We start from the raw sequence: 20,271 nt of genomic DNA, 5'->3' as shown, positions 1-20,271 counted from the left end.
CTCAATCCGCAGTTGCACTGTCGTCTCCGGTTTCCGAGGGCGGCTGGATGGGCTCTCCCGGCAGGTTCACCTTGGGCGGCGGCACCGCGCGGGTGAGCGAGGCTTCATCCAGGCTGGGCGCCGGCGGCAGCGACGGCGTGTAGGGCTGGTTGGCGCGGGGCGGCGGTGACGTCGCGTCCTGCGCCTTCAATTCGAAGTACTTCTTCATCACGGCCAGCGCCGTGGGCGCCGCGTCCACGCCACCGTGGCCGCCGTGCTCGTTGAGCACCACCACGGCCAGCTCCGGCTTGTTCGCGGGGGCGAAGCCGGCGAACCACGCGTGGTCGCGCTCGAAGTAGCTCATCTGGTGCGTCTTCAGACGCACGGCGCCGATGCGCGCCACCTGCGCGGTGCCCGTCTTGGCCGCCACCAGGAAGTCCGCGGGCAGGCCCGACTTGAGCTTCGCGCGGTACGCGGTGCCGCCGGGCTCCTGCGCCACCGCCTCCAGGCCCTCCACGATGGCCTTCAGGTGCGCGGGGTTGATGTCCGTCTGAGACACCACCTCCGGCTTGAACTCCTCCATCACCTGCCCGTCCAGGTTCTCCAGCCGCTGCACCATCTGCGGCTTGTAGAGCTTCCCGCCGTTGGCCACGGCCGCGTAGACGAGCGCCAGTTGCAGGGGCGTCACGTTGTCGTCGCCCTGCCCGATGGCGCTGTTGAGCGCCATGCCCTTGGTGTAGCCGCCCGGCGAGGCTTTGTCGTGGTACGCGCTGGACGGCATGATGCCCGGCACCTCCGCCACCACGCCGATGCCGGTGGGGCGGCCCAGGCCCAGCGACTTGCCCATCTCCGCGATGGGGTCCAGGCCGATGGTGTCCGCCACCTTGTAGAACCACGCGTCGCACGACGCCTTCATGGCGCCCCGGCCGTCCAGGGGCCCGTGGCCGCTGTCCTTGTGGCAGCGCCACACGCGCGCGCCCAGCCGGTAGCCGCCGGAGCAGTGCACCACCGTCTCCGGCCGGAACGCGCCGGACTTGAAGGCCGCCAGCTGCGTCACGACCTTGAACGTGGAACCCGGGCTGTAGTGCTCCGCGGCCACGCGGTTGATCATCGGGTGGAGCGGATCCCTCGCCAGCGTGGCCATCTGCGACGGCGTCACGCGGCCCGTCAGGAGATTGGGGTCGAAGCCGGGGCGGGACACCAGCGCCTTGATGAAGCCGGTGTTCACGTCGATGGCCACCACCGCGCCCGTCACGCCCGGGAACGCGCGCTCCGCCTCCTCCTGGAGGCGCATGTCGATGGAGAGCACCACGTTGCTGCCGGCCGTGGGAGGAATGACGGCGTTCTCCCCCAGCTTGTCGTTGAGCTCTTCAATCGTCTGACCGCGCGCGTTCACCACTTCCTTGCGCACGCCGTCCCGCCCGCGCAGCTTGGACTCGAAGTAGCGCTCCAGGCCGCGCCGGCCGATGTAGTCGCCCAGCGCGTACTTCGCGCCGTCCCCGTTGAGGCGCTCCAGCTCCTCCTGGGTGATTTCGTTCATGTAGCCCAGCACGTGCGACAGCACCGTGTCCGCGCGGTAGTTGCGGTGCGGCACGGGCACCACCTCCACGCCGTCCAGGATGTCGCGCCGGGCGTTGAGCCGGTCGTACTCGTCGCGCGTCAGGTCCACGCGCACCGGCACCGGCTGGAAGGGCGCGTTGCGGCGGCTCGAGCGGACCAGGTCTTCAATCTTCTTGCGCTGCTCGGGGTCCCACTGGAGCAGCTCACCCAGGCGGGGAATCACCTGCTCGAAGCAGTCCGTGCAGAAGGCCGGCGTGACGAAGGCGTCGAACGACGGACGGCTGTCCACCAGGATGGTGCCGCGCGCGTCCTTGATGACGCCGCGGTCGGCGCGCAGGCGCACCTCCTTCACGAAGTTCGCCACGCTCTTGGCGGCGTACTCTTCATGGCGGATGAGCTGGAGCCGGTACAGCTGGATGGCCAGCGCCACCATGCCCAGCGACATGGCCAGGCCCAGCCACAGGAAGCGGCGCTTCAGGTCCCGGCCTGGAGTGGTGTTGCCAATGGTCGGAGGCGTCAACGGAGCAACCCCGCCGGGCGCTCCTGCGCCACTTCAAACCGCTTGAACAGCGGGAAGAGCAACAGGGCCGCCACGCCCGTGAGCGCCAGCTGCACCGGCATGCCGGAGAGCAGCGGCGCCGTGGAGCCGTCCTTCAGCGTGAGCCACGTGAAGAACGTGGACAAGAGGGCGTGCCCCAGGTCCGCGCCCATGGCGAACAGCGCGAAGGCCACGGGCCCTCGCACGTCCACGAACGACGCCACCAGGCGGCCCACCAGGAAGGTGAACACCGCGAGGAACGTGAACAGGCCCGTGGGCTGGCCGCTCATCAGGTCCAGCAGGTAGCCCACCGCGAAGGCGGAGCACGCCCCCTCGGTGAGACTCGCCCGGAGCGCGAGGAAGGCCACCAGCACCACCGTGACGTCCACGCGGCCCAGCACCAGCCCCGCCTGTTGGACGAACACGGACTCCAGCGTGAGCAGCACCAGCGCCAGGATGACGGTCACCAGGAACTTCATTTCTGCGTGCCCTCCGTGGAGGCCCCGCCGATGGCGGTCATGTCACTGTACGGACTGCCCACCACCAACACCTCCTCCAGCCGGCTGGTGTCCACCGCGGGAGTGATGTCCGCGCCCTGGAACATGCCGTGCTCCTTCTTCTCCAGCTGCGTCACCCGCCCCACCACCAGCCCCGGAGGATAGATGCCATCCGTGCCGGAGGTGATGATGAGGTCGCCGTCCTCCACGTCCTCGGTGCGCAGCATGTTCTCCAGCGTCAGGGGGCCGCTGCCCGCGCCCGCCGCCGTGCCTCGGGCCCGCGAGCGCTGCACCCGCACCGCCACCCGGCTCTGCGGATCCGTCACCAGCGCCACGTCCGCGTAGCCGCCCGTGGACCGGATGACCTGCCCGACAATCCCGTCCGGCGTCACCACCGACATGCCGCGGAACACCCCGTCCTTCTCCCCGCTGCTGATCCGCACCGACAGGAGCTTGGCCACCGGATTGACGCCCACCACCCGCGCCGGAATCTCCGGCCCGGGCACGGCCTCCGCGTACGCCAGCAGCTTTCGCAGCCGCCCATTCTCCGAGCGGGACTCGCCCAGGGCCTGCACCGTCGCCCGCAGCTGCAGGTTCTCCAGGCGCAGCGCGTCATTATCCTGACGGACGCCGCGCAGGTCCAGGTAGTTGCGGACCGCGGCCACGGCGCCGTCGATGCCGGCGGTGAGTCCCTGCTGCACGGGGGCCGTGAGCGCGATGACGCCCCGGTCGACGAAGTTCGGGTCGCGGCCCCTCCGCCCGCCCAGCAGGAAGGCGCCGAGGGGGTACAGGAGGAGGGCGGCTACGAGGAGGAAGCGGCGGTACCGCTTGAGAAGAGACAGCACGGACGGGGGCTTTCCCGGGGTGGGCGAAGGACGCGGATGGAAGGGGGAGAGGGTCGGGCTAAGCTGGCTGAATCGCTTGCATTTTCCGGTCTGTTGTCCTAGGCAGTCAAGGCCCGGATGAGGGGGTGTTGACACTCATGCATCCCCACCGGCCGGGCTACCAACAACACGGCGCCGCGAGACCTTCCGCAAGGTGATTCGCGGGCGCTTCCGACCGTGAAGTGACCACAATGGACGGTTTGAATCCCCGGAAGGTCTTCTCCCTCCTGTTCATCATCGGCATCGCCGTGGTGTTCACGCTCCAGTTCGGCCCTGGCAGCAACGGGTTCGCGGACAAGGGCAGCCAGGCGCCCACCGCCAGCGCGGTGGCCACGGTGAATGGCAAGGAGATCCCTGTACGCGACTTCAGCATGGCCTGGTCGCGACAGATGAACTTCCTGCGTTCGCAGGGCAACCCCATCCCGGAGTCGGTGGCCCGGCAGTTCGGCCTGGACAAGCAGGTACTCGACCGGCTGGTGAACGCGGAGCTGCTCGCCCAGTCGGCGGAGCGCCACGGCATCACCCCGTCGGATGAGGAGCTGCGCAAGCTCATCCACGAGAACACCGACTTCCACAGCAAGGAAGGCGCGTTCGACTTCGCCCGCTACCAGCAGGTGCTGCGCGACTTCTACCGCCGCACGCCCCAGGAGTACGAGCAGGAGCTGCGCCGGCAGATGGCCGCCCAGAAGATGCTGGACGTGGTGCGCACGGGCGCCGTGGTGTCGGACGACGAGGTCCGCGCCCGCTACGAGAAGGAAGGCAACCAGGCGAAGCTGGTGTTCGCCCGCTTCCTGCCCACGATGTTCGCGGACAAGGTCCCCGCGCCCACGCCCGCGAAGCTCGCGGAGTTCCAGAAGACGCACGAGAAGGAGATCGCCGACTATTACGCGGCGAACAGCTTCGTCTACAACGTGCCGGAGCGGATCCGCGCCCGCCAGATCCTGGTGAAGGTGGCCCCGGACGCCACGCCCGAGCAGAAGGCCCAGGCGAAGGCGAAGGCGGAAGGCCTGCGCAAGGAGCTGGATGGCGGCAAGGACTTCGCCACGCTGGCCAAGGCGAGCAGTGACGACGACGCCACCAAGCTGAAGGGCGGCGAGCTGGGCTGGGTGGAGCGCACCACGTGGGATCCGGCGCTGGCCGACGCGGCGTTCGCGCTGAAGGCCGGGGAAGTGACGCAGCCGGTGGAGTCCGCGCTGGGCGTGCACCTGGTGAAGGTCGACGAGAAGAAGGAAGCCCAGGCCAAGAAGCTGGACGACGTGAAGGGCGAAATCGCCACCAGCCTCTACAAGCAGGAGCAGGCGAAGGGGCTGGCGAAGGCGGAGGCCGACAAGGCCCTGGCCGCGGCGAAGGCCGGCAAGTCCCTGAAGGAGCAGTTCCCGGTCCCCGCCGGCCAGCAGCCCGCGCTGCTGCGCTTCGAGGCGGAGACGAAGCCGGAGGCCGTGGAGACGGACAGCTTCACCGCGCAGGGTGACTCCGTGCCGCACCTGGGTCCGGCGCCGGGCCTGGTGAAGGCCACCTTCGAGGCCAGCGGTCCGGCGGTGCTGGGCGAGGTCTTCACCGTGGGCGAGGCGAACATCGTCGCGCAGGTGGTGGAGCGCGAGAAGCCGGACACCGCGGGCTTCGACAAGCGCAAGGAGGAGCTGCGCACCCAGGCCCGTCAGGCCAAGCAGATCGAGCTGACGGAGTCCTTCCTCAAGTCGCTGAAGAAGAGCGGCAACGTCGTCACCAACAACGAGGCCATCGACTCGGTGTTGGGCGCCGCGGGGTAATCACCCGCCGGAGCGGGCGTAGGGGACCTCCAGCGGGGTCCCCTCCGCCGAAGGGGCCTCGGAGACCGCGATGCGGTCCCGGCCCCGGCCCTTGGCCGCGTACATGGCGAAGTCCGCCGCGCGGATGAGGTCCGTGGAAGTGGTGGCGTGCTCCGGAAAGGAGGCCACCCCGACGCTCGCGGTGAGCGCCACGTCCAGCCCCTGCTCGCGCAGGAAGTGCTGGCCGCGGAACGCCTCGCAGATGCGCTGGGCGATGACCTGGGCCCCTTCCGTGTCCGTCTCAATCAACATCACCGCGAACTCGTCGCCGCCGTAGCGGAAGACGGCGTCCAGGTTGTGGCGGCCCAGGCTGATGAGCAGGTCCCCCACCTCCTTGAGCGTGGCGCTGCCCACCAGGTGCCCGTGCCGGTCGTTGATGGACTTGAAGTGGTCCAGGTCCAGGAACACGAGCGACAGCGGGTGGCGGAAGCGCGCCGAGCGCTTCACCTCCTGCTCCAGCTGCGCGCGCAGGTGCCGCGCGTTGAAGCAGCCGGTGTGCTCGTCCGTGATGGTGAGCTCCTGGACGCGGCGGAAGTTGCGCGCGTTCTCGATGGCGATGGCCGCGTAGTCCGCGATGGCGGACAGGGCGGTGAGGTCGTCATGCGTGAAGCCGGGCTCGGTGGGGCCGTTGACCAGCTCAATCACGCCCAGCACGCGCTCGCGCGCCACCAGCGGCACGGCGAGCAGCGAGCGGGTGTGGAAGGCGGAGGCCTCATCGAAGCGGGGCGCGAAGCTGGAGTCGCCGGCCACGTCGTGGACGAGCCGCGCGACGCCCGACGAGAACACCGCCCCGGCGATGCCTTCCCCCGGATTGAGCTGGAGGCCCTTGAGCGCTTCGGCGCCCTCCCCCACGGCGATTTCGAAGTAGAGCTTTCCGCTGCGCTCGTCCTGGAGGATGAGCGACCAGTTGCGCGGTTTGAGCAGTGCGCTGACCTTCTGCATCACCAGCGCGAGCACTTCGCGCAGCTCCAACGTGGAGGTCAGCGCCTTGGCCATCTCGTTGTAGGCGGCCAGTTGCTCCACTGTCCGCTTCATGGCCGACAGGAGGTCCGCGGGGTTCATCGAGGTGCCCTCTGGAGCGCAAGTCTGCTAAGGCCCGCGAGCGCGAAACATCCCGCACCCGCCCATGGATCCAACCGAACGCTTCGTTCTCGCCTCCGCATCGCCCCGGCGCAAGGATTTATTGGCCCAGTTGGGCCTTCGCTTCACCGTGGCGGCGGCGGATATCGATGAAACGCCGATGGCCGGAGAAATTGCGTCGGACTACGTGCTTCGGCTGGCCGTGGAGAAGGCTCGCACGGTCGCCACCCGACACCCGGACGCATGGGTGCTGGCCGCGGACACCACCGTGGCCCTGGGGTCGGAGCTGCTCGGCAAGCCCCGGGACGCGGCGGAGGCACGGCAGATGATCGCCCGGCTGTCCGGCCGGATCCATGAGGTCTTCACCGGCATCGCGGTGGCGGGCCGTGCCCGGGACTCCCAGGTGGTTCGCACGCAGGTGACTTTTCGCACGCTCTCGCCGGATGAGATTGCCTGGTACGCGGACACCGGCGAACCGCTGGACAAGGCGGGCGCCTACGCCATCCAGGGCAAGGGCGGCTTCCTGGTGCAGGGAATTGACGGCAGCCACTCCAACGTCGTGGGCCTGCCGCTGGGAGAGACGCTGGCGTTGCTGAAGCGCGTGGGCATGCCGCTGCCCTGGACGGAAGGTCAGCGATGAGCAGCGTGGCGGACAGCCTGGCGCGGGTGCGTGAGCGCGTGGCGAAGGCCTGCGCGAGCGCGGGGCGGCCGGAGTCGTCGGTGACGCTGGTGGCCGTGTCCAAGCTCAAGCCCTCTGCGCTCATCCGCGAGGCGTACGCGGCGGGGCAGCGCGACTTCGGGGAGAACTACGCCCAGGAGCTGCGGGACAAGGCAGAGGAACTCAAGGACCTGGACGGCCTGCGCTGGCACGCCATCGGGTCGCTGCAGACGAACAAGGTGAAGTACGTGGCTCGCGTCGCGCACGCCTTCCACGCGCTGGAGCGGCTGGACGTCGCCACGGAGCTGTCCAAGCGGAGAGCGGGCACGCCTCCCCTGCCCTGCTACGTGGAGCTCAACCTGGGCGGCGAGGACACCAAGCACGGGCTCACCCCGGACGCGCTGGGCGACTTCCTGTCGCAGGTGCGCGAGCTGCCGAACCTCCAGGTGGTGGGGCTGATGGCGCTGCCGCCGCCCACGGACGACGTGTCGCGGATGCGCGAGGGCTTCGCCCGGCTGCGCGAGTTGGCGGCGACGCATGCGCTGACGGCCCTGTCCATGGGCACCACGCACGACTTCGAGCAGGCCATCCTGGAGGGCGCCACCGCCGTGCGCGTGGGCACCGCCATCTTCGGCGAGCGCGCCTGAAGCCCGCTCACAGCTCGCGGAACCGCACCCGCCCCTCCTGGTTGACGAGCGCCTTGTACTCGCAGCCGCAGTAGTTGCAGCGCACCTCGTCCCCGTCGGTGAACGTCTCGTCCACGGGGTTGTTGGCGTTGCAGCCGGGACAGTCGAACTCCTTCAACACGCGGCTGCCGCCGGCGCCTGCCTCCTTGGCGAAGTCGTCGTCGTCGAATTGGAAGTCGTTGGCCATGGCCCTGGACGCTAGCACCGGGCCTTGCGTCCGGGGGTGCCCTGCTGGGCATCCAGGCAGGCGCGCCGGACTGTCCGCCATTTGTCAGCGACCCTTGCGGGCGTGTACCCCTGCGGGCCGCCATTTCCGTCCCCTGTCAGTCTTTCCCAGGCGCGTCCGGAGGGCAGCCGGACGGCTTTGAATGCTGTCCCACGGCCGCCCGTCCTGGAAATGTCCGGTGGTGGGGGCGGTTGAGGGGCACGGTTGGCTTGGGCGGGCCGGCCACCTAACTTGCAAGCAAGGGAGCACACCCGATGCGCAGTCTGTCCAGGTGGGGGTTCACGGCGGCGATGGTGGGACTCATGGGGTCCACGCTGGCGCATGCCCAGGAGCCCACCGGCGCGGCGTTCGGCCCGGGTGAGCAGGCCCAGTACCGGGTGCGCTACCTGGGGCTGACGGCCGGCACGGCGACGGTGACGGTGGGCGCGCCCATGACGCAGTGGGGCCAGAGCGTGTGGCCCATCGTGTCCATGGCGAAGTCCGACGACCTGGTGGGCGTCTACCCGCTCAAGAGCCGCTTCGTGTCGTACTGGGACGCGGGCACCCAGCGGGTGACGGGAAGCGACCTGCACTCGGAAGAGAACCGCAAGCGCCGCCGCCAGCGCATCCAGCTTTCCGCGGACGGAGCGGGCGCGAAGGTCATCAAGCAGAAGGAGAGCGACCCGCCGCGCGAGTCCGAGCACACGCTGCCCGAGGGCACCATGGACGTGGCGGGCGCGACGTTCGCGCTGCGCGGCCAGGAGCTGGTGGTGGGCCGCTCTTTTTCATACCCGGTGTTCACCGGCAGCAAGCAGTTCACCATGAGCGCCACGGTGGAGGGCCGCGAGACGGTGACGACGCCCGCGGGAGCGCGAGACACCTTCCGCGTGCGCGTGCACACCGACTTCGGCGGCAAGCTGGAATCCAAGCGCGACATGGTGGCGTACCTCAGCGCGGATGCGCATCACGTGCCGGTGCGAATCGAAGCGGACTTCGCGCTGGGCACCGTCGTGGCGGAGCTGACGGACTACAAGCCGGGCCGCGTGGTGGCGGTGGCCCGGGCAGACAACTCGGGCGACTGAAAAGAGTCGTCCGCCAACCAGGGGAAGGCAGGGGGCATGGGCGTGGGTTGGGCATGGGCAGTGGCGGCGGCGCTTTCCGCCGCGCCGGGTGGCGTGCAGGTGGTGTCGCCGCTGGTGAAGGTGCGGCCGGACGCGACGCCGAAGGGCGCGAAGGAGGCCCGCCTCAGCGCGGCCCGGGGTGAATGCGAGGGCACGCAGCTGGTGCTCCCCCAGGGCGTGACGCGCGTGACGATGAAGCCCCTGGCCCTCAAGGGGCCGGGCGCGCCGCTCACCGTGGACGCGTGGCGCGAGGCCTACCTGGACGTGAAGACGCCCTCCAACGGCGAGGGCAAGACGGGCCCGTGGCCTGACGCGCTGGTGCCCCTGTCGGCGCCCGCCAATCCCAGACATCCGACGGTCGTCTACGTGGAGGTCTGCGTTCCGGCGAAGCAGGCCCCGGGCACCTATGCGGGGAGCCTGAGCGCGGCGGTGGATGGAAAGGACCTGCCGGCCGTCCCCTTCCGCGTGGAGGTGCAGCCCTTCGAATTGCCCGCGACGTCGTCGCTGCCCAACAGCTTCGGCATCTCGCTGTACAGCATCGCGAAGGGGCACGGCATCCCGGCGGAGTCAGCGGAGGCGAAGGCGCTCCTGCGCGAGTACGGCAAGACGCTGCTGGAGCACCGCGTGAGCGCGCACGGCATGGGCATGGACCCGCCGCCGGTGAAGTTCCAGGACGGCCGCGCGGTGCTGGACTGGACCGCGTACGACGCGGAGATGGGGCCCTTCCTGGACGGGAGCGTGCTGCCCTCCGGCGCGCGCTTCACCACGGCGGACGTGCGTGACAACCGCAAGGCCTCCACGGACGCGGAGAAGAGCGCGTACTACCGCGCCTTCCAGAAGCACTTCGAGGACAAGGGCTGGAAGGCGCAGCTCTTCTTCTACGCCAAGGACGAACCCAAGCCCGCGGACTTCCCGCTGGTGAAGGCGCAGTCCAAGCGCGTGCGCGACGCGGGGGGGGACATCCCGGTGCTCGTCACCACGTCGCTGAATCCCGCGCTCATGGGCTCCGTGGACATCCTCACGCCCATCATCAACTGCTTCTACCCGCGCGAAGGCCCGCAGACGTGCCACAACGTGGCCAACGCCTCGACCGCTCGCACGAAGCTGAGCTCGCGCGCGAAGGTGTGGTGGTACCAGAGCTGTATGGCCCACGGCTGCACGGGCGGCCCGCCGCCGGACAAGGCGCTGGACAAGGCGTACAGCGATTGGGCGTCGTACATGGTGGACCACCCCGCCCCGCTCAACCGCGCCATGGGCCCGCTGGCCTTCGAAAGCGGCGTGGACGGCGAGCTCTATTTCGACACCGTCTTCGCCTACAACACGAAGAAGGATGTCTGGGCGGACCTCTTCGAGTTCGGCGGCAACGGCGACGGCACCCTCTTCTACCCGGGCACGCCCGCGAAGCTGGGGGGCACGCAGCACCAACCCGTGGTCTCCCTGCGACTGAAACACATCCGTGACGGCCTGGAGGACTACGAATACCTGCGCCTGCTCACCTCCCTGGGCGATGGCGCCTTCGCCAGGGCGGCGGCGAAGCGGCTGGCGAAGTCCGGATACGAAATCACGCGGGACCCGGCGGAATGGGAAGCGGTGCGCAAGGAAGTGACCGAGCGCATCGTGAAGCGGAAATCGGCTGAACAAGCGAAGCGCTCCGGACGTCGGACTTCCGGGGGAACCCCGTAGTCACTCCCCCCTGGGAGGAAGCAGAATGAAGCCCATGCGCACCCTCGTCGCGGCCTGCCTCGCCTTCAGCGCCCTTGGCGCCATCCCGGGACAGGCCCAGGAGGCCCAGCCCCGTCCCATCAACATCCTGAGTCCCTCCAGGCTCCCGACGGTGCCGGACCCCTCCGACCCGGCGAAGCCCGCGGCGAACGCGGAGAACACCGGCGACGCGTCCTCCACCCCGGCCCCGGACGAGCCCGTGGTCGCGGTGAAGCCCTGTGAGCAGGGCCTGCCCGTGCTGCGCTCGCCGCTGGCCTTCAAGCCGGGGGAGCTGCTCGAGTTCGACATGGACGCCATGGGGGCGAAGGCGGGCAAGCTCACCATGCGCGTGCAGCGCCCCGCCAACGGCTCGCTGCCGGTGTTGGTGGAGGCTCAGACGAACACGCTGTTCTCCAAGGTGCGCCGGGTGCGCGGCAGCGCGACCAGCTACCTGCACCCCAAGACGCTGCGCCCCTCGCGCTACACCGAGGAGGCCGTGGAGAACGAGCAGCGCCGCAAGGTGAACGTGGACTTCAGCGCGCAGGACAAGAGCGTCAAGGTGGACTACCAGTTTGGGGACCGCCCCAAGGGCCACTACGACTACGCCTACGACAAGGACGGCCTGGACGTCGCGGGCGCCATCTACCTCATCCGCCAGCTGCCCCTGAAGAAGGACCTGCCGGTGTGCTTCGACGTGTACGGCATCCGCCGCATGTGGCGCATGACGGCCACCGTGGTGGAGCGCGAGCACGTGTCGCTGCCCCTGGGCGAGTTCGACGCCTGGCACCTGGCCGGCACCGCCGTGCGCATCGACCGGCCGTCGCAGACGCGCGACATCCACGTGTGGATTTCCGACGACGACCGCCGCCTCCCGCTGGCCGCCGTGGGCGCCATCGACCTGGGCGCGGTGCGTCTGACGCTGTCCGGCGTGAAGCGCCCCGGTGAAAAACCCATGGAGGCGCAGGGCAAGGAAGATCTCAAGTGGTGACGCGGGGTTGAGACCCCGCCCCAGGCCCGCCTCCCGCTGGGAGCGCGGGCTTTTCATTGCCTCTAAGTTGAGAGTGGTTTGCAAAGTCAAAAAGCCGAGCGTAGGGTGCGCGCCGCTCGATGCGCCCCCACCATTTGAACCCCCTCCTGAGTTTGCTGTGCGTCCCCCTGTTCCTGATGCCCTCCTCGGCCCGCGCCGACGAAGGACGCGTCGGTGAGAACGAGAAGGACCGCGTCCTGACGGTAGGCAGCAAGCCGAAGCTGGACCTGTCCGTGAACGCGTACGCGGACCTCCAGTTCGCGTACTTCAACTATGGCGAGAACCAGAACCGGGCCAACGGCTCGCAGAAGGACTCGCGGCTCGTGTTCGACACGACGCGCCTGGTGCTGGAGCTGGAGGCAGGGCTGCCGGAGTACGGGCTCGAGGCCGAGTTCGAGGTGGAGTTCGAGCACGGCGGCGCGGGCGCGGCGATGGAGCTGGAGTACGAGGAGTTCGGTGAGTTCGACACCGACGTGGAGAAGGCCGGTGAAGCGCTGGTGGAGGAGCTGTACCTGACGAAGAAGCTGGGCCGGGACGTGGAATTGTCCGTGGGCCGCTTCTACGTCGCGGTGGGCACGCTCTTCTCCCACTACCTGCCCACGTCCTACCTGGGCACCATCCGCTCCGAGGCGGAGACGCGCATCATCCCCAACACGTGGAACGACATGGGGATGCAGCTGCGCTGGGACACGCCCTGGGGCGTGCGGCTCACCGGGCAGGTGGTGAACGGGCTGGACTCCACGGGCTTCAATTCGAATACGTGGGTGGCCACAGGCCTGCAGCAGCGCTTCGAACTGGTGCGCGCGACGGACCTGGCGGGGGTGCTGCGCGTGGACGTGCGGCGCTTCGAGGGCTTCAACTTCGGCGTGTCCGCGTACTACGGCGGCACCACGCGCAACCGGCCCAAGCCGGACCTGGTGAAGCAGTGCGACGACGCGAACCCCAACATGGTGGCGCCGTGCGGCTACATCAGCGCGCCCCTGTTCGTCGCGGACGCGCACCTGTCGGTGAACCGCAACCGGTGGCGCGGGCAGGCGATGGTGATGTTCGGCCACCTGGGCAACGCCGCGGCGGTTTCCGCGCGCAACGCGCGTCTGTCCAACCTGCTCAACGTGCTGCGCACGCCGGTGTCCGACAACGCGCTCTCCGCGTGGGGCGAGCTGGGTTACGACATCGCGCCCTGGCTGGGGCTGGACGGGAACCACCGGCTGGAGCCCTACGTCCGCATCGACTACATGGATTCGCAGTTCAAGCCCCGCGCTGAGCTGTTCGACAACCCCCGCTTCGAGCGCACCGTCTACACGGTGGGCACCAGCTACACGCTCGCGGGGCTCGCCGTGCTGAAGCTCGACTTCAGCCAGCGGCGCATGGGCAGCTCCGTCTTCCGGCCTGAGAACGCGCTCCGGATGTCGACGGGCTTCGTCTACTGATTCGCCATCCCCGACTGTCTCAACCGCTGTCGCAAAGAAAGGCATTGAAGGTACACCCCATGTCCTCCCGTTCCCTGAAACTCTCCCTGCTCGTGGGCGGAGCGCTCCTGCTGGGCGCCTGTGGCGATGACGACGACACCAACCTGGAGTCGTTGGATCAGCAGCTCGTCGTGAACTTCGCCGACAACGTGGTGGTGCCCACGTACAACCTGCTCGCCACGCGCATGATTGAGTTGGACGCGGCGTCGCAGGCGCTGAAGAACGCCCCCAGCGCGACGACGTTGAAGGCGGCACAGGACGCGTGGTTCGCCGCGCGCGTGCCGTGGGAGCAGAGCGAGTCCTTCCTGTTCGGGCCGGTGGACAGCAACGGGTGGGACCCGGCGATGGACAGCTGGCCGGTGAACCGCACGGACCTGGACGCGGTGCTCGGCAACAACGACACGCTGTCCCAGCAGTACGTGAGCAACCTGGCGGAGACGCAGAAGGGCTTCCACACGACGGAGTACCTGCTCTTCGGCGAGGGCCAGGTGAAGAAGCCGGAGGAGTTCAACGCGCGCCAGTTCGAGTACCTGCTCGCGCTGACGGCGGAGCTGAAGACGGTGTCCAGCAACCTGGCGTCGTCCTGGGCGACCGGCGTGAACGGCCAGGCGCCGTACCGCGACACGCTGGCCACCGCGGGTGATTCTGGCAACACGGCGTACCCCACGGTGGAGGCGGGCGCGCAGGAGATGCTGGGCGGCATCCTGGTCATCCTGGACGAGGTGGCCAACGGGAAGATCGCCGACCCGTACGACGCGAAGGACGCGAACCTGGTGGAGAGCCAGTTCGCGCTCAACTCGCTGTCTGACTTCACCAACAACATGCGCAGCGTGGAGAACGTCTACCTGGGCCACCGCCCGGAGGCCGCGCAGAAGGGCCTGTCCATGTCGGACGTGGTGAAGGAGCGCGACGCGGCGCTGGACACGCGAGTGAAGGCGGAGATCGCGGCGGCCATCGCAGCGCTGGGCAAGGTGCCGGAGCCGTTCCCGGTGTCCATCAAGGACCCGGCCTCCGCGGATGAAATCGAGGGTGCGCAGGCCGCCATCCGCAAGCTGCACGACACCTTCCAGGTGGACGTGAAGGCTGTCATCCTTCCCTGATGTGGGAGCGGGGGGACGCGATGCGACGGACTCTGGGACTCGGAATGCTGCTGTGGCTCGCGGGCTGCGGCACGGAAGCCGAAGCCCCGGGGGCTTCGCCGCGCGCGGGGGGCGACACGACCATCGACGACCGCACGTCGCGAGCGTTCGCGCAGCCCGCCCCCAACCTCACCACGGAGCATGAAGCGCTTCACCGCGAGGGCGACGCCGCCTTCGCGGCCGTCTTCGTGCCCGGCCCCGCCCCTGTGAACCCGGGGTTGGGGCCCGCGTACAACAATGCCTCCTGCAATGGCTGTCACCTGCGCAACGGGCGGGGCATGCCGGTGATGGGGAGCGGACCGACGCGCACGCAATTGCTGGTGCGCGTGAGCCTTCCGGACGGCACGCCAGAGCACCCGAACGGCGCGGTGCCGGTGCCCGGGCTGGGGCTCCAGATTCAAGACCAGGCCGTCTACGGCGCGTCGCCGGAGGCCACCGTGACGCTCGCGTGGGAGGAGCGCGCGGGGAAGTACGCGGACGGGACGGCGTATGGCCTGCGCTCGCCGCGCATCACCATCGTGATGCCGGACGGGTCGTCTCCGCCCGCGGGCATGCTCACGTCGCTGCGCCTGCCGCCGCCGGTGGTGGGCCTGGGGCTGCTGGAAGCGGTGGACCTGGCCACGCTGCGGGCGCTGGAGGACCCCACGGATGCGAACGGCGACGGGATTTCCGGCCGACTGAACACCGTGTGGGACGTGCAGGCGCTCGCGCTGGTGCCGGGGCGCTTCGGGTGGAAGGCGAACAGCCCCAACCTGCGGCAGCAGTCAGCGGAGGCCTACTTCAACGACATGGGGATTACGAATCCGCTCTTCCCGGACGCGAGCGGCGGCTTCGAGCTGCCCATGAAGACGCTGGACTCAGCGGTGTTCTACGCGCAGTCGCTCGGGGTGCCGGCGCGCACGGCGCTGGACAACGCGACGGTGAAGCGCGGCGAGACGAAGTTCAAGGACCTGGGCTGCGTGAAGTGCCACCGCGACACGCTGGAGACCGGGGAGTACCCGGTGGCGGAGCTGTCGCATCAGCGCATCCACCCGTACACGGACCTGCTGCTGCACGACATGGGCGCGGACCTGGCGGACGGGCGGCCGGATGGGGACGCCACCGGCACCGAGTGGCGCACCGCGCCCCTGTGGGGCCTGGGACTGACGCAGACGATTCTTCCGTACTCGGGCTACCTGCACGACGGGCGGGCCCGGACGTTGGAAGAGGCCGTGCTGTGGCACGGCGGTGAGGCGGAGCGGGCGCGGGAGGGGTTCCGCAACCTGTCCGCCAGCGACCGGGACGCGCTGGTGCGCTTCCTCCAGTCGATGTAGCGCCCGGCCTCAGCCGTTGCGGATCATCCCGGCGGCCTGGGACAGGCGGCGGCGCAGCTGCGTCACCACCTCGTTCAGGTCCTCCAGGCGCTGGAGCACGTGCAGGTTCTCGCCCGCGTTCATCAAGGCGACCGGCGTGAGCGTCTCGCGGTGGAGGGCCAGGAGCAGGTCGTAGAAGTGCGCCTGCACGTCACCCAGGGCATCCAGGCCCTCGCGGAGGTCGTCCTCCACGAAGTCCAAGAGGACGGTGGCGTCCTCGCGCACGGGCAGCGTCCGGGCCAGGCGCTCCACGGCCCCGCGAACGGGGTCGGAACGGCGCAACATCGCGGGGGTGGCGAGGGCTGCGACGGGAGGGGGCATGCTCAGGACGCTACAGGTCCGTAGCGACCGGTCAATTTTCCCACCCCCTGCCCGCCAGTGCGAAACGCCGCCCCGTCAGAGGCGCGGCTCGCGAACCTGTCCGACTGTAGGACAGGTTTTCATCGCATCGGGCGGGCAGGTCGCGGCGGCGTCGCGACACTCCCTCAGGGCGCGGGCCCCGCGGCACCACCCGCCGGTGCCGGGGCCGCCGCGGGAGCCGTGGCGGGCGCGGCGTTGGCCGGGGACGGAGTGGCCGGCAACGCGATGCTCGGCGAGGAATTGAGCGGCGCGGGTGTCCCCAGGAGAGGCCCGGGCGTTCCAGTGTTGAGCGGCGCGGGCGTCCCCAGGATGGGCGACGCCGGCGTGGTGGCGGACTGCGACAGCGGCGGCACCGTGGCGAGGATGCCCGGGCTCACCTGGCTGGTGCCCACGAAGTTGTTGAAGTCCGGCGCGGACATCTGCGGCGCGGTGAAGCCCCCCACGGACACGCCCGCCACCGTCGGCGGCGTGGTGAACGTCCCCTGCCCCACTGGGGCCGCGGAGCCCGGCGTAACTCCCGACACCACGGAGGGCGGATTGGTGGGCGCCGAGGGCGCGAACGAACCGCTGTACGTCGAAGGCGCCTCCGAAGGCAGCGCGGGTGCCGAAGGCAGGATGACCGTCGTCGTCCCCGCCGCGCCCACCTCCGGAATCACCGCGCCGGTCCCCGGCCCCGCCGTGGTCGCGACGCCCGTCGTCCCGCTGCCGCCCGTGCCCTGCGCGAAGCGTGGCGGGGACATGGGCGCCACCGCCGCCGGGAACGCCGTGGGCGCCACCGGCGTCAGCGTCGCGAGCGACGAGGGCAACTCCCCCGTCGTGGGCACCACCGCCAGCGATGGCACCCGCGTCCCCTCCACTTCGATGGACACGTTGTCGAACAGGAACTGGATGAACCCGCGCGGCTCCGCCTGCGGCGGCAGGTTCCACACCACCACCACCACCTCTGTGTCCCCCGGCCGTGCTTCGCGCAACAGCCGCGTCGTGTCGTCATCCGAGAACGTGCCCGCGTCCAACGCCGCCGCGTGCACCAGCGCCGAGTCCGTCAGCAGCGTCCCGTTGCGCCACACGCTGCCAATGCCCCAGACGGCCATCGCCGCGTGCGCGCGCGTCGTGGCGCGCCAGCCAATGCCTGTTTCGCCGTAGATGGGCGTGCCCATCAGCACCCCGCCCTCGATGAGGTGCGGCGGCGGAGGGGGGAGCGGCCCGGCGGGCACCGGCGACATCGACTGCACCGGCGGGAAGCCCGTCTGCGTCAGCTCCACGCGGTACTCGGTGCCGCCCACGCGCAGGCTCGCGGAGAGCTGCGCCTTGTCCCCGAAGGTCGCGTTCGGCATGCCGACCCGATCCCGCACGGAGAACGAGGCCTGCCCCGTGCCCCGCTCGGTCAAGTCGTTGAACGGTAGGGGACCTTCGAAGAAGTAACCGTCCGGCCGCTCGGTCCTCGCGCTGGCCTCCCGGCCCTCGAACGTGAACCCGTCGCTCCCTGGCGCCGCCGCCAGGACACCGGACAGCAAGATGCTCGTGATTGAACCCGCCATCGACGCTGCCTCCCTTGAACTTGAAGGTAGGCAGCGGAGCGGGCCGTGGCACGCCCCGGAACTAAATCAGACCGCGGGCGCGGCGGATCTGCTCGACCGTCTTGTTGTACTCGATGTCGAAGGCGCTCGTACCTTCCTGCAGGTGCTTCAGCCGCGAGCGGGCCTCCCGGTCGATCTCGTCGTCGACGTCCAGGTGCTTCTTCATGCCCTGGAACATCTTCTGACGCAGCACGTTGTCGGGGGAGTAGACCTCCTCGACGTTCCGGCTGATGAGGAGGAACTCAATCATCTGGTTGATGACGTACTCGATGCCCTCGTCCCCCATCTTGAAGCCGCGCACGTCCGCCATCTCGCGCTTCACCTGGTTGAACTTGGAGTAGTCATATCCCCGACGCTCCAGGGCCTCGCGCGTCGCCTGGTTCACACGCTCTTCGTTGGCGAGGTACTCGCGCATGATGGCGGAGAGATCCATCTCGGCGTCGGCCACGCGCATCGGCTCCACCTCGATGTCCCCGTCCTGCATGAGCTGCTGAATGGCCTCGCGCGAGATGATCGGGATCACCTTCGGATACAGCCTCATGTCGGTCCCTCGTCCTCTTCAAACGTGCTCGGATCTTCAACCGCTATAAATCAGCGCCGAGCATGGTCGCAATGAAAAACCCTAGGAACGTCGCGGGTTCCAGCGGCCAGTCCCCCCGGCGTCCGAAGCGGAACTTAATCATGCCGCACCGGGTGGCGACCCTCCATCCGCTTTTTCGTGCACGGGTTCGGAAGCGTCATCCAGGGACGCCTCGCGCACCGGGTCCTCGGTGTCGTCCTCGGGGTCGCCATGCAGACCCGCGTGGACGCGCTCGGCCATCGCCGGGCCCACGACCTCGGTCAGCTCCTCGATGCTGGCCTCGCCCACCCGCTTGAGAGAACCGAAGTGGCGCAGCAACATCTTCCGCCGGCCTTCCCCCACGCCCGGAATGTCCTCCAGCGCGGAACGCAAGGAACTCTTGCGCATGGATTTGCCCTGGAAGGTGATGGCGAAGCGGTGGGCTTCGTCCCGCATGCGCGTCAGCATGAACATTTCCGCTGAATTCTGCGGCAGGACGATGGGATCCTTGCGACCCAGGACGAAGACGCGCTCGGGGCTCTTGGCGCTCTCCGCGTCGCGGTCAAAAACTTCTTGATCGCGGCTCTTGGCCAGGCCCACCACGTCCACGCCCTCAACGCCCAGGTCCTTCATGGCCGCGTGCGCGCTGGCGAGCTGACCCTTGCCACCGTCGATGACGAGCAGGTCCGGCAGTTCGTTGTCCTCCAGGCCGCGCTTGAGCCGGCGGGTGATGACCTCGTACATGCTGGCGAAGTCGTCCTGCTTCTCCACCGATTTGATCTTGTATTTGCGGTAGCGCGACTTGTCCGTCTCCCCATCCGTCACGGCCACCTGTGAGGCCACGATGGAAGAACTCTGGAAGTGGGAGATGTCGAAGCACTCCATGCGACGCGGGAAGTTGCGCAGGCCCAGCTTGGACTGGAGGCGGGACAGGACCGTGTCCGTTTCGTCCTTGGTGCGCTTTCTCTCCACGAACGCCTGCTCCGCGTTCTTCACCGCCATGTTCACCAGCTCATGCTTCTCCCCGCGCTTGGGGACGAAGACGCGCACGCGCTCGCCCTTGCGCTCCGTGAGCAGGGCCTCCAGGCCGTCGGTGCCGTCACCGGGCTCCAGGGGCAGCAGGATCTCCTCGGGCACGAAGCCGCCCTGGTCGTAGTAGAGGTTCACGAACGAGGCGAGCAGCTCGTCGTCCGGGAACTCCTGGCTGCCAAAGGGGAAGGCCTGACCGCCGTTGAGCCGGCCCTGACGCACGTGCAGCACGTAGAACAGGATGCGGTCGCCCTCGCGGAACAGGGCGAACACGTCCTGGTCCTTGAAGTCCGTGGTGGCCACCTTCTGGCGCTCCAGGCTGCGCTCGATGGCGAGCAACTGGTCACGCACCCGCGCGGCCTCCTCGAACTTCAGCTCCATGGACGCGCGCTTCATCCGCGCGCGCAGCCCTTCGATGAGCTCCCCCGCCTTGCCTTCCAGGAACATGGCCACCTCGTCCACGCTCTTGCGGTAGTCCTCCGGTGGCACCGGATAGACGCACGGGGCCGGACACCGTCCGATTTGATGCAGCAGGCACGGCCGCTTGCGGTTGGCGAGCACGTGGTCCGTGCAGGTGCGCAGGCGGAAGAAGCGGTTGATGAGGCGCAGCGTTTCGCGGATGGCGCCCGCGCTGGAATACGGGCCGAAGTAGCGCGCGCCGTCCTTCTCGTACTTGCGCACCACCTCCAGCCGGGGGAACGACTGGGTGCGGTCCAGGCGCAGGGAGATGAACTGCTTGTCGTCCTTGAGCAGGACGTTGAAGCGCGGCTTGTGCTTCTTGATCAGCTCGTTTTCAAGAAGCAGCGCCTCCTTCTCGTTGTGGACGAGCACCGTCTCCAGGTCGCCCAGCATCGTGTCCAGCAGGGACACGAAGACGCGGGTGTCTCCGGAGCGGTTGAAGTAGCTGCGCACGCGGCTGCGCAGGTTGATGGCCTTGCCCACGTAGATGATGGTCCCGCGCTTGTCCTTCATCAGGTACACGCCGGGCTCGGTGGGCAGCGCGTCCAGCTTTTCCTGCAGCCGGATGTCCATGGCGGGCCTC

At 69.0% G+C, this 20,271-nt stretch carries 18 protein-coding genes; 9 read left to right on the top strand and 9 right to left on the bottom strand.

From position 1 onward, the window contains the following. Nucleotide 1: 1 nt before the first annotated feature. Genes mrdA through mreC form a run of 3 tightly spaced genes read right to left on the bottom strand, consistent with a single transcriptional unit; the run spans nucleotide 2 to nucleotide 3,419 of the window. Nucleotides 2-2,059 (bottom strand): penicillin-binding protein 2, encoded by a 2,058-nt coding sequence (gene mrdA / locus D7Y04_RS30885; RefSeq protein WP_120574928.1) that lies wholly within the window; start codon nucleotides 2,057-2,059, stop codon nucleotides 2-4. Then, nucleotides 2,056-2,556 carry a hypothetical protein gene (locus D7Y04_RS30880; protein ID WP_120599957.1) on the bottom strand — a complete coding sequence of 167 codons (501 nt, stop codon included), beginning with the start codon at nucleotides 2,554-2,556 and terminating at the stop codon, nucleotides 2,056-2,058. Before D7Y04_RS30880 ends, mrdA begins: the two co-directional genes overlap by 4 nt. Continuing rightward, nucleotides 2,553-3,419, bottom strand: coding sequence for a rod shape-determining protein MreC (gene mreC, locus D7Y04_RS30875; protein WP_121761607.1), 867 nt, complete (start codon nucleotides 3,417-3,419; stop codon nucleotides 2,553-2,555). Before mreC ends, D7Y04_RS30880 begins: the two co-directional genes overlap by 4 nt. A gap of 230 nt (nucleotides 3,420-3,649) precedes the next feature. Between mreC and D7Y04_RS30870 the strand changes: the two genes are divergently transcribed. Further along, nucleotides 3,650-5,227, top strand: coding sequence for a SurA N-terminal domain-containing protein (locus D7Y04_RS30870; RefSeq protein WP_120596548.1), 1,578 nt, complete (start codon nucleotides 3,650-3,652; stop codon nucleotides 5,225-5,227). Here the strand turns inward: D7Y04_RS30870 and D7Y04_RS30865 are convergent, their stop codons facing one another. After that, nucleotides 5,228-6,328, bottom strand: a complete 1,101-nt coding sequence (locus D7Y04_RS30865) for a sensor domain-containing diguanylate cyclase (RefSeq protein WP_120596547.1) — start codon at nucleotides 6,326-6,328, stop codon at nucleotides 5,228-5,230. A 64-nt stretch (nucleotides 6,329-6,392) separates the two neighbouring features. Between D7Y04_RS30865 and D7Y04_RS30860 the strand changes: the two genes are divergently transcribed. Together D7Y04_RS30860 and D7Y04_RS30855 are read left to right on the top strand one after the other, a co-directional pair. After that, nucleotides 6,393-6,986 carry a nucleoside triphosphate pyrophosphatase gene (locus D7Y04_RS30860; RefSeq protein WP_120596546.1) on the top strand — a complete coding sequence of 198 codons (594 nt, stop codon included), beginning with the start codon at nucleotides 6,393-6,395 and terminating at the stop codon, nucleotides 6,984-6,986. Beyond that, nucleotides 6,983-7,651, top strand: coding sequence for a YggS family pyridoxal phosphate-dependent enzyme (locus tag D7Y04_RS30855; protein WP_121761606.1), 669 nt, complete (start codon nucleotides 6,983-6,985; stop codon nucleotides 7,649-7,651). The genes D7Y04_RS30860 and D7Y04_RS30855 overlap by 4 nt, the downstream gene beginning before the upstream one ends. Before the next feature lie 7 nt (nucleotides 7,652-7,658). Here D7Y04_RS30855 and D7Y04_RS30850 read toward each other — a convergent pair whose 3' ends face one another. Then, a complete protein-coding gene (locus D7Y04_RS30850) occupies nucleotides 7,659-7,877 on the bottom strand; it encodes a hypothetical protein (protein ID WP_120596544.1) in 219 nt (72 codons plus the stop codon). A 293-nt stretch (nucleotides 7,878-8,170) separates the two neighbouring features. Here D7Y04_RS30850 and D7Y04_RS30845 point away from each other — a divergent pair, with 293 nt between their 5' ends. From D7Y04_RS30845 to D7Y04_RS30820, 6 genes are all read left to right on the top strand, one after another. Continuing rightward, a complete protein-coding gene (locus D7Y04_RS30845) occupies nucleotides 8,171-8,977 on the top strand; it encodes a DUF3108 domain-containing protein (protein ID WP_120596543.1) in 807 nt (268 codons plus the stop codon). Between the two features lie 36 nt (nucleotides 8,978-9,013). Next, complete coding sequence (locus tag D7Y04_RS30840) at nucleotides 9,014-10,699, top strand: DUF4091 domain-containing protein (protein WP_121761605.1); 1,686 nt, start codon at nucleotides 9,014-9,016, stop codon at nucleotides 10,697-10,699. A gap of 25 nt (nucleotides 10,700-10,724) precedes the next feature. Continuing rightward, entirely contained in the window at nucleotides 10,725-11,705 is a 981-nt protein-coding gene (locus tag D7Y04_RS30835; protein ID WP_120596541.1) for a DUF3108 domain-containing protein, read from the top strand. Nucleotides 11,706-11,881: 176 nt separating this feature from the next. Further along, nucleotides 11,882-13,174, top strand: coding sequence for a hypothetical protein (locus D7Y04_RS30830; protein WP_233601649.1), 1,293 nt, complete (start codon nucleotides 11,882-11,884; stop codon nucleotides 13,172-13,174). Between the two features lie 59 nt (nucleotides 13,175-13,233). Continuing rightward, complete coding sequence (locus tag D7Y04_RS30825; RefSeq protein WP_121761604.1) at nucleotides 13,234-14,313, top strand: imelysin family protein; 1,080 nt, start codon at nucleotides 13,234-13,236, stop codon at nucleotides 14,311-14,313. A gap of 20 nt (nucleotides 14,314-14,333) precedes the next feature. Continuing rightward, complete coding sequence (locus D7Y04_RS30820) at nucleotides 14,334-15,665, top strand: di-heme oxidoredictase family protein (protein ID WP_121761684.1); 1,332 nt, start codon at nucleotides 14,334-14,336, stop codon at nucleotides 15,663-15,665. Between the two features lie 9 nt (nucleotides 15,666-15,674). On the opposite strand, the gene D7Y04_RS30815 is transcribed toward D7Y04_RS30820, so the two are convergent. From D7Y04_RS30815 to uvrC, 4 genes are all read right to left on the bottom strand, one after another. Continuing rightward, the gene (locus D7Y04_RS30815) at nucleotides 15,675-16,025 is read right to left on the bottom strand and encodes a hypothetical protein (protein ID WP_120596539.1); all 351 of its coding nucleotides are present in this window, start codon (nucleotides 16,023-16,025) and stop codon (nucleotides 15,675-15,677) included. Nucleotides 16,026-16,189: 164 nt separating this feature from the next. Further along, nucleotides 16,190-17,602: a hypothetical protein gene (locus D7Y04_RS30810; RefSeq protein WP_121761603.1), complete on the bottom strand. Its 1,413-nt coding sequence runs from the start codon at nucleotides 17,600-17,602 to the stop codon at nucleotides 16,190-16,192. A gap of 61 nt (nucleotides 17,603-17,663) precedes the next feature. After that, entirely contained in the window at nucleotides 17,664-18,182 is a 519-nt protein-coding gene (locus tag D7Y04_RS30805) for a DUF507 family protein (protein WP_014398200.1), read from the bottom strand. 138 nt (nucleotides 18,183-18,320) lie between these two features. Next, a complete protein-coding gene (gene uvrC / locus D7Y04_RS30800; protein WP_120596537.1) occupies nucleotides 18,321-20,261 on the bottom strand; it encodes an excinuclease ABC subunit UvrC in 1,941 nt (646 codons plus the stop codon). Nucleotides 20,262-20,271 lie beyond the last annotated feature (10 nt).

Origin of the sequence: Corallococcus sp. AB038B (genome assembly GCF_003668955.1) — a bacterium.
Lineage (GTDB): Bacteria > Myxococcota > Myxococcia > Myxococcales > Myxococcaceae > Corallococcus > Corallococcus exiguus.
This window is presented reverse-complemented; position numbering and strand designations above follow the sequence as displayed.

Excerpts from the sequence above, each read along its gene's own strand:
- D7Y04_RS30860 (WP_120596546.1), top strand. The coding sequence starts at position 6,393 with ATGGATCCAACCGAACGCTTCGTTCTCGCCTCCGCATCGCCCCGGCGC.
- D7Y04_RS30825 (WP_121761604.1), top strand. The coding sequence starts at position 13,234 with ATGTCCTCCCGTTCCCTGAAACTCTCCCTGCTCGTGGGCGGAGCGCTC.
- D7Y04_RS30805 (WP_014398200.1), bottom strand. The coding sequence starts at position 18,182 with ATGAGGCTGTATCCGAAGGTGATCCCGATCATCTCGCGCGAGGCCATT.
- D7Y04_RS30810 (WP_121761603.1), bottom strand. The coding sequence starts at position 17,602 with ATGGCGGGTTCAATCACGAGCATCTTGCTGTCCGGTGTCCTGGCGGCG.
- D7Y04_RS30835 (WP_120596541.1), top strand. The coding sequence starts at position 10,725 with ATGAAGCCCATGCGCACCCTCGTCGCGGCCTGCCTCGCCTTCAGCGCC.
- D7Y04_RS30815 (WP_120596539.1), bottom strand. The coding sequence starts at position 16,025 with ATGCCCCCTCCCGTCGCAGCCCTCGCCACCCCCGCGATGTTGCGCCGT.
- D7Y04_RS30820 (WP_121761684.1), top strand. The coding sequence starts at position 14,334 with ATGCGACGGACTCTGGGACTCGGAATGCTGCTGTGGCTCGCGGGCTGC.
- D7Y04_RS30845 (WP_120596543.1), top strand. The coding sequence starts at position 8,171 with ATGCGCAGTCTGTCCAGGTGGGGGTTCACGGCGGCGATGGTGGGACTC.
- D7Y04_RS30865 (WP_120596547.1), bottom strand. The coding sequence starts at position 6,328 with ATGAACCCCGCGGACCTCCTGTCGGCCATGAAGCGGACAGTGGAGCAA.
- D7Y04_RS30870 (WP_120596548.1), top strand. The coding sequence starts at position 3,650 with ATGGACGGTTTGAATCCCCGGAAGGTCTTCTCCCTCCTGTTCATCATC.
- D7Y04_RS30880 (WP_120599957.1), bottom strand. The coding sequence starts at position 2,556 with ATGAAGTTCCTGGTGACCGTCATCCTGGCGCTGGTGCTGCTCACGCTG.
- uvrC (WP_120596537.1), bottom strand. The coding sequence starts at position 20,261 with ATGGACATCCGGCTGCAGGAAAAGCTGGACGCGCTGCCCACCGAGCCC.
- D7Y04_RS30850 (WP_120596544.1), bottom strand. The coding sequence starts at position 7,877 with ATGGCCAACGACTTCCAATTCGACGACGACGACTTCGCCAAGGAGGCA.
- D7Y04_RS30855 (WP_121761606.1), top strand. The coding sequence starts at position 6,983 with ATGAGCAGCGTGGCGGACAGCCTGGCGCGGGTGCGTGAGCGCGTGGCG.
- D7Y04_RS30840 (WP_121761605.1), top strand. The coding sequence starts at position 9,014 with ATGGGCGTGGGTTGGGCATGGGCAGTGGCGGCGGCGCTTTCCGCCGCG.
- D7Y04_RS30830 (WP_233601649.1), top strand. The coding sequence starts at position 11,882 with ATGCCCTCCTCGGCCCGCGCCGACGAAGGACGCGTCGGTGAGAACGAG.